At 62.8% G+C, this 7,468-nt stretch carries 9 protein-coding genes and 1 pseudogene; 1 reads left to right on the top strand and 9 read right to left on the bottom strand.

Features of this window, described 5'->3' with window-relative positions:
* From MOV75_RS20695 to MOV75_RS20665, 7 genes are all read right to left on the bottom strand, one after another.
* The coding region (locus tag MOV75_RS20695) for a twin-arginine translocation signal domain-containing protein (protein WP_247006502.1) at positions 1-231 on the bottom strand (231 nt) is incomplete at its 3' end.
* Positions 232-246: 15 nt separating this feature from the next.
* Positions 247-804: an HdeD family acid-resistance protein gene (locus MOV75_RS20690; RefSeq protein ID WP_246919273.1), complete on the bottom strand. Its 558-nt coding sequence runs from the start codon at positions 802-804 to the stop codon at positions 247-249.
* A 139-nt stretch (positions 805-943) separates the two neighbouring features.
* Entirely contained in the window at positions 944-1,429 is a 486-nt protein-coding gene (locus MOV75_RS20685) for a DUF992 domain-containing protein (RefSeq protein ID WP_246919270.1), read from the bottom strand.
* Complete coding sequence (locus tag MOV75_RS20680; RefSeq protein ID WP_247006500.1) at positions 1,430-2,023, bottom strand: hypothetical protein; 594 nt, start codon at positions 2,021-2,023, stop codon at positions 1,430-1,432. It abuts the gene before it with no gap.
* An 11-nt stretch (positions 2,024-2,034) separates the two neighbouring features.
* A complete protein-coding gene (locus MOV75_RS20675; protein ID WP_246919265.1) occupies positions 2,035-3,156 on the bottom strand; it encodes an AI-2E family transporter in 1,122 nt (373 codons plus the stop codon).
* Between the two features lie 41 nt (positions 3,157-3,197).
* Positions 3,198-3,437, bottom strand: coding sequence for a hypothetical protein (locus MOV75_RS20670; protein ID WP_246919261.1), 240 nt, complete (start codon positions 3,435-3,437; stop codon positions 3,198-3,200).
* Positions 3,438-3,467: 30 nt separating this feature from the next.
* Positions 3,468-4,907, bottom strand: a complete 1,440-nt coding sequence (locus tag MOV75_RS20665; RefSeq protein ID WP_246919258.1) for a basic amino acid/polyamine antiporter — start codon at positions 4,905-4,907, stop codon at positions 3,468-3,470.
* A 627-nt stretch (positions 4,908-5,534) separates the two neighbouring features.
* Here MOV75_RS20665 and MOV75_RS20660 point away from each other — a divergent pair.
* Positions 5,535-6,248, top strand: a complete 714-nt coding sequence (locus MOV75_RS20660) for a Bax inhibitor-1/YccA family protein (RefSeq protein ID WP_246919253.1) — start codon at positions 5,535-5,537, stop codon at positions 6,246-6,248.
* 18 nt (positions 6,249-6,266) lie between these two features.
* On the opposite strand, the gene MOV75_RS20655 is transcribed toward MOV75_RS20660, so the two are convergent.
* A complete protein-coding gene (locus MOV75_RS20655; RefSeq protein WP_246919250.1) occupies positions 6,267-6,770 on the bottom strand; it encodes a DUF1269 domain-containing protein in 504 nt (167 codons plus the stop codon).
* 186 nt (positions 6,771-6,956) lie between these two features.
* Positions 6,957-7,468 (bottom strand): annotated as a pseudogene (locus MOV75_RS20650) (NADH-quinone oxidoreductase subunit J); the annotation flags it as partial.

Raw genomic sequence — 7,468 nt, 5'->3', positions numbered from 1 at the left:
AACCCAGCGGCGGCTGCGTGGTCGCCGGCGGCGCCAGCCAGGATGAGGCGGCGGTCCCCATTGGGCCTGCGTCAGGAGATCCGACGGCCGGTCGGTCTGGCCGAGCTTGGGTGCGATCGGCATTGCTTCCGTGACCGCAATGAAGCGGACGCCGATGGTGCCTATCGCCGCGGCAGCTACGGCATTTTTGGCAAGGCCAAGGAAAGCGCGACGGTTGGGGGTGTCCATCATCATCTTCTCCTTAAGTTACGCAGTCCGCCGCACGGCCTGAAGCGCGTAAAGCAGCCACGCGAGGCCGTGCGAGATCAGGTCGACCCCAAGCAGGAATCCGAGGACCCACAGGCTCATGGTGGGGAAGCTGAACAGGATCAGCGCGCCAGCGACCAACCCGAACACGCCGGAGATCAGCATCATCCATCCGTTCTGGCGCCAATGGGCGAAGCTCAGCATGCAGCGGATAACGCCTGAGGCGATCAGGATCGCGCCGAGGAAATAAGTGAGGATCAGAGCGCCGGAGGCGGGCTGGGTCAGCAGCACGAGCCCGAAGGCGACGTAGAGGGCGCCGAGCAGGATCTGCCACAGGAAGCCGCCCCATCCTTTGGTCCAGAAAGCGTGGACGATCTCGAATGCGCCGGCCGCGATCGCGGTTAATCCGATCAACTTCACACTGATGATGGTCGCGAACGCCACGTCGCTGAGAGCTGCGATACCGGCGGCAATCATGACGACGCCGAGGAGAGCGCAGACCCACAGGGGTGGAGGGCCCAGAGCTGCGATGCCGGACCGGCTGTCATAGACTGTCATGCCACGCTCCTGATCTACCAAAGATCGCCGCCCCGACGCGACGATAGATTCGGAGGCGGAGCGTCGACATCCGACGAAACCCTGAGCGACCGGGCGGGAATGTTCGCATGGAGTCTCGGGAGGGATCCCGTGAACGGCGCTATCGCCTGCCGCGCGGACCCAGAGTCAGGTTGGTCACGCCCGCCGCGAGATTGATTCCGATGGATCGCTCGATCGACAGCGGCTGCAACATCACGCTCCGGCGCGAGCCGCCAATCAGGACATTGGCCCCGAGGCCGGGGCCGAACGCGACATTGCCGCTCGCGCCCACATAGTTTCCGCGCAGCGTACCGGGGCCGATCCGCGAATTCTTGGCGAAGACGGCCCAGGAGAGAGAACCCGCCGAGGTCACTCCCAAGTCGAGCCCAACGCGCCTTATGCGTCCCTCATAGATATATTGTCGAGGGGGTCTGCGTGCATAGAAGAAAGTACAGCGCAGCGACTGAGCCGATCCAAGGACCAAGCCCACGCGCGGGGAACTGAGGCATAACAGTCTGCCGACCCTGAATGCGTCGGCGCGGGCAGGCGAGACCGCGGTGCAAAGCAACGCGCATGCGGCAATGCAGAGGAACCGTATCATTGGCATTCAAGCCTCCATCTGGTTGTTCATGGACGCGGCCGCCGGCCGGCGGTCCTGGCGAAGCCAGAACGTGATGCCGAGGCCGATCAGCAGCACCGCGCCAAGCAGGAAGAAGAAGACAGATTGCTTCAGCCAGGATATCGCCGGGACGGTCACGCCCATCGCAAGGCCAAGAAACGAGATCTGTAGCGACAGAAGGCTGACGCCCGCGAGGAACGTGCCAAGCGCGAGCAACGTCAGCAAAACCAAGCCGGTTGCCGGTGTCGGAAGCAATTGCTGGACACCCGACATCAGCATGACGTTCATCGTGACCAGGACGGCGATCCAGTGCAGCGCCTGGGTCCAGATCAATCGGAGCTGGGCCTCCTTGCCCTGCGTCTCCGGCCATTTCGTGACGACGCAGACCACGCCGATGGCGAGCGCAAGGAATTCCCAGTAGCCGACGAGAGGCTGGTGGGAGACGTTGGTGTAGGCGACGCCTGCGACGGCGAGCACCAGCGCCACCACATAAGGGAGTTGCTGCCACAGGAAACGGGTCATCCTGAATTGAGGCGGGGCAGGCTCCGCACCCTCATTCCCTTGTAGATCGGTCTCGCTCATGGGCCATCCACTCACGATCTGTTGCTGCTGAACGTCAGCTTGGGGTCGTCGCCGAGATAATCCTCGACGTAGAACCGGATGATTGCGACACGGCCGATCGCGACCAGGGGCATGGCCAACGCGATGCCCAGGACGCCGAACAGCGCGCCAAGCATGACGATCGCGACCAGCGTCCAGGCAGGAGGGATCTCGACCGCCTGACGTTGGATCAGCGGGCCAATCACATAGCCTTCAATCGACTGGATGATTGTGTAGATGAGCACGGCCCAGATCAGCAGCGAGCCGCCGAGTGGCATTGCGACCAGCGCGATCGGAAGCGCCGCCACGATCGGTCCGAGGTATGGAATGAAGTTCGACAAGCCTGCCTGCAGTCCGAGCACGAGAGGTCCGGGCAGCCCGACCAGATAGAGTGCGACCCAGACGCACAGCGTCATGAGAATGATCCGGATGAACTGTCCGATCAGCCACAACCGCATCACGCTGCCCATCTCGTCCATGACCGCTCTTGTTCGCGCGCGGTAGGGTCGCTTCACCAACATCACCAGGCTCTCGCGATGGCTGGTCGGATCGAAGGCGAAGAGGATTCCGAGGAACACGATGACCAGCGCGCCGGTCAGAAGACTCGATGCTCCACCGAGCAGGAATTGAGCGTGGCTGAGAAAACGCCCCTGATCCGAGAACAGCCATTGCGCAAAGTCGCGGCCCCATTCCGGGCCGAGCAGGTCGACGCCGTATGACAGGAGGTGCTCCTGCAGGACGTCGATCTGGCTGTCCATGACCTTCAGCAGGAGGCGTGTCTGCTCCGGTAGCTTGCCCGCGCCCCATACCAGTCCAAATCCCGACAGAGCGGAGAACAGCAGCAGGACCAGTGTCAGCCGCCAGGCGCGAGCGAGCGGAAGGACCGGGGCCAGCGCCCTTGCGCAGGCATCCAGAAATGCGCCGAACAGCACGCCTGCAAAGATGAGCAGGAGACTGGACACGGTCTGCCACGCCAGAAACAGGAAGACACAGGCAGCGAGCAGGCTGAGCCCGGTCGCGAGAACGCCGCGCGCGGCGCGCTCCGGCACACCGGTGGAATCGTCCTGTGGGACGAGTTCGCGAAGCCGCTCCGGCCCTGTCCTGGAATCGCTCATGGATCGGTCCAATCGCGAGGGTGGATGATGGTTCGCCGCACCTAGGTGCGGACGCGCCGGCTGCCAAAGTGTGGATGCTTGCCGCCACGATGACGCCAGTAGCGGTGCTTGGTCGGGTTCGTATTCGTGTTGGGTGCCACGTTCTTCGGCGCCGATGCGCCGGTGTCCTTCGGCGCGAGCCCCCCCTTGTCAGTCGACTGGGCCAGCAAGGGGGGCGGAGATGCGGAAAGCGCTACCAACCCGCCCAGGATCAGGGCGCCCAAGATGGTTCGGATGCTCATATTCGTCTCCATGCAGCCAAGGACAAGGATTCAAATCGAGATAGCTCCCGTGGACAGTGCGTAGACGCCGGCACATGCGGCGACCGTGATCGCCGCGAAGAGGATCGCCTCGAATGGCCTGAACGCCGCTTCCTTGCGCTCGCGCTTGGCGAGAAAGAACAGCAGCGTGCCGGGTGCATAGAGGATCGACGACAGCAAGAGAAATTTCGGCCCGCCTGCGTAGATCATCGCGGCCGCGTAGACCGTCGCGACAGCCGAGCGGATCCAGTCGCCAACGCGGGCACGCTCGCCAGCGCGATAGGCCTCGCCGGTCCAGGCGAGTTTGAGACCGTAGGCCGCAACAAAGAAATACGGGATCAGCGTCATCGCGCTCGTCATCTTCAAGGCGAGCGTGAATGCATATTCCGCGAACCAGGTGACGAGGAGGAAAGTCTGGATGACGCAGTTGGTGAGCCAGAGCGCTCCGGCGGGGACCTTGTATGCGTTCACTGTTGCGAGAAAGGAGGGCATGGTGCGGTGGACCGCGGCGGAATGCAGCACCTCAGCCGCCAGGAGCGACCAGGACAGGTAGTTGCCGAGGACCGAGATCAGGAGTGCCACGCTGATGAACATACCGCCCCAGCGGCCGACGATCGCCTCCATGACGCCGGCCATGGATGGTGTCGGCAGAGCCGCCAGTTCCGGTCGCAGCAGCACGCCATAGGACAGAAGTGTCACGAGGACGAGCAGGCTGAGCACCGTCAGAAAGCCGGCAATGGTCGCGAATCCAACGTCGGTGCGGGTCCGGGCGTAGCGGGAATAGACACTGGCGCCTTCAATCCCGACGAACACGAACACGGTCAGCAGCATCGTGCCGCGAACCTGGGTGAGCACATTTGAATGCTCCGGCTGCTCCGTTCCGGCGAAGTTCATGGAGAAAAGCCTGCCGTCGAAGGCGATGGCGGCGGCTGCAATGAACAGCAGGATCGGAATGATCTTGGCGTAGGTTGCGATCGTATTGAGCGTGGCGGCGCTCTTGATGCCGCGCAGCAGCAGAACGTGCACTCCCCACAGCAGGACGGACGCCGAAGCGATCGCCACTGCCGTTGTGCCGTCACCGAAGACAGGGAAAAACTGTCCGAGTGTTGCCTTGATCAAGACGAGACAGGCGACATCTGCAAGGCAGCATCCGATCCAGTATCCCACGGCCGAAGCAAAGCCGATATACTCGCCGAACCCGGCCCTGGCGTAGGCATAGATGCCGGCATCGAGGTTCGGTTTGCGGTGTGACAAGGTCTGGAACACGAAGGCCAGCATCAGCATGCCGGTGCCTGCGGTCGCCCAGGCGATCATCGCCCCGAGTGCACCCGTGGTCCGTCCGAAGGACGCGGGTAGTGCGAAAATGCCGGAGCCGACCATCGACCCCACCACGAGCGCGATGAGCGCATTGCGGGAGAGTTTTTGATCGACCTCGTTCGGTGACGGAGCCATGGCAAGATGGCCTTCCAATCCGCGATCGGCGGGCACTGAAGCCGCTCGATCCCGGCGAAGACCTTAGAGGCGGCTTTCCCCCTCGCACATCAGGGATTCTCTGTAGGGAGCGGGGCAGGAAATCGCCAAGCGGTTCTGCGCGCCGCGTTCAGGTCTTTGCCGTTGGGTCGGTCGCGCCTTCAGCGGGACTGGATGATGGTCCGGCAACGGCAGCCAAAAGCACGACGCCGGAACGGCAGAATTCGCCGGCCTTCGCGAGCTCGGCCGCAATGCGTTGGGCATGCAGAACTGCCGTATCCTGATCGGCGTATTCGCATCCGGTCCCATCGGGAGTGAGACCGTATTTGTCGACGATGTGGAAATAGAAGCGCATGCCAGCCGATTAGGCCGCACCGCGATCATCTCCTAGTGACAAACGCGTAAGGCGCCCCCTCCAAAAGGAGGACGGTGAAGCTGCGGTTCCAGGTTGCCGCTTTGTAATGGGCAGGATGGTCGCTGCGGATCGCCGGCAAGCCGCGGGGGCAGCAGGGTGGTTTCCCCGCCGGCATTCGGGTGATTGTCCGATGCCGTCCTCTGAGCCCGAGGGATAGCGTAGGCTCGTCAGCAAGCTCTGAGAGGAGACGAGCAATGTCGAATTACGACCAGGACCTGGCGGCCTCGAGTGCGAGCGGTGGTGGCACAATCGCGGTGGACACCGGACTGCGTGCCTACATGCTGCGCATCTACAATTACATGACCGCCGGCGTCGGCCTGACCGCCGTCGTCGCGTGGCTGACCTATCAGCTGACCGGCCCCGCCTTGCTGCAGAGCCCGTTGATGTGGGTCTTCATCCTGGCGCCGCTTGCGCTGGTCTTCTTCATCGGTTCGCGCATCAATACGCTGTCGGTATCAACTGCACGGCTTCTGTTCTTCATCTATGCCGCCCTGGTCGGCGTGTCGCTCTCGACGCTGCTCCACATATACACCAGCGCGTCGATCACACGCGTCTTCTTCATCGCGGCGGCGACCTTCGGGGCGCTCAGCGTATTCGGCTACACCACACGGCGCGACCTGTCCGGTCTCGGCACCTTCTTGTTCATGGGGCTGATCGGCGTCATCATTGCCAGCCTGGTCAACCTCTTCCTGCAGTCATCCGGACTCGACTGGCTGATCTCGGTCGTGGGCGTCGGTGTCTTCGCCGGACTCACGGCCTACGACACGCAGCGGATCAAGGCGATGTACGACAGCAGGGATGATGAAACCACGGCCGGCCGCAAGTCCGTGATTTCGGCGCTGTCGCTCTACCTCAACTTCATCAACCTGTTCATGATGCTACTGCGCCTCGCCGGCGGTCGGCGCTAGCGGGCCAAAGGCGGCCGTTCAGGCCGCAGGCCGTTCCGCCGCACTTGCGAGCGCGTCGCGCAGGGCCTGTTCCTTGTTGTCATCCAGGGACGTCTTCAGCACGATCCCACCGGCGTCCTTGATCTCCTTCAGCACCTTGTCCGCCGTCATGTTCTTGATCAGGACGAACAAGGCGGCGTTGCCGGTGTGGAGCGAAGTAGACAATTCCTTCATGAAGGCGTCGTCGATGCCGAAATCGGACAGGGCGCCGCCGAGCGCGCCGGATGCCGCGCCGACCGCGACACCGAGGATCGGATTGAGGAAGATCACGCCGATCAGGAGGCCCCAGAAACTTCCGGTCATCGCGCCCACCGCCGTCGTGTTGACGAGTTGATTGAGCTTGATGCCGCCGGAATCGGTTTTCACGGCGATCACCGCATCGCTGAGCGTGATCAGATATTCCTTCTGCAGCCTGAGCAGCCGTTGACGCACTTCTTCGGCCTTCGCCTCGGATGGATACACGATCGCTACTAGGTCGGACATGCAAGCCTCCTGCTGGATCGAGTCCCGCCGGGCAAGCCTGGTAGGCTCCGGCTAGACACGCTGGCAAAGATTAGCTGCCGGTCCGCCGTGGCGGCATCGGAGAAAACCCTGGAGCCATAGGGATGAATGTTCCTGATCATGGCAGTGGAGGGCACGCCATTCGCAACCGATGCTTGAGCCCTCGTCTCACAAGGCCATAAGCATCAGTGTGCCAAATAGCAAAGCTAGCGCGAGAAGGCAGATGCTTGCCGCCGGCCATTGGCAGAGAATGCCGTTGCCCCGCTCGACAAGACGGCCAGATGCACCGCAAACGCGCCGGAATGGATCGAGCGTTTTGGTGGCGAACTTCCAACGCGCCGAAGACCCTAGTTGCTGCGAGGAGGGCGTGAGCAGAACCGCCAGCACGATGCCCCCCAGGACGGTCACAAACGTCTTGGGGAGCATCCCGGTTTCGAACAGGCCTGACGTCGAAATGTTCGGGATTGGCAGATAGGGATTCCAAGGTAGGAGTCCCAGCAATAGCGAGAATAATGCCAGGACGAGCGCTGCCGTGTTCCGGAGGCGCGATGTGGGGCCGCGCAAGGCAGTCGGCCCGTTCGAGGGCGCTAGCGCATGAGCCAGCACCAGCACCACGTAGGCGGCCGTGAACATTCCGCCCGCTTCGAGGGCGATTGCCCACCACCACTGCCCGGTCCCGG

The sequence above is a fragment of the Bradyrhizobium sp. PRIMUS42 genome (genome assembly GCF_023006515.1).
Classification (GTDB): domain Bacteria; phylum Pseudomonadota; class Alphaproteobacteria; order Rhizobiales; family Xanthobacteraceae; genus Bradyrhizobium.
This window is presented reverse-complemented; position numbering and strand designations above follow the sequence as displayed.

Coding starts and splice junctions, on each gene's coding strand:
- MOV75_RS20685 (WP_246919270.1), bottom strand. CDS start 1,429: ATGCCAATGATACGGTTCCTCTGCATTGCCGCATGCGCGTTGCTTTGC.
- MOV75_RS20680 (WP_247006500.1), bottom strand. CDS start 2,023: ATGAGCGAGACCGATCTACAAGGGAATGAGGGTGCGGAGCCTGCCCCG.
- MOV75_RS20660 (WP_246919253.1), top strand. CDS start 5,535: ATGTCGAATTACGACCAGGACCTGGCGGCCTCGAGTGCGAGCGGTGGT.
- MOV75_RS20655 (WP_246919250.1), bottom strand. CDS start 6,770: ATGTCCGACCTAGTAGCGATCGTGTATCCATCCGAGGCGAAGGCCGAA.
- MOV75_RS20665 (WP_246919258.1), bottom strand. CDS start 4,907: ATGGCTCCGTCACCGAACGAGGTCGATCAAAAACTCTCCCGCAATGCG.
- MOV75_RS20690 (WP_246919273.1), bottom strand. CDS start 804: ATGACAGTCTATGACAGCCGGTCCGGCATCGCAGCTCTGGGCCCTCCA.
- MOV75_RS20670 (WP_246919261.1), bottom strand. CDS start 3,437: ATGAGCATCCGAACCATCTTGGGCGCCCTGATCCTGGGCGGGTTGGTA.
- MOV75_RS20675 (WP_246919265.1), bottom strand. CDS start 3,156: ATGAGCGATTCCAGGACAGGGCCGGAGCGGCTTCGCGAACTCGTCCCA.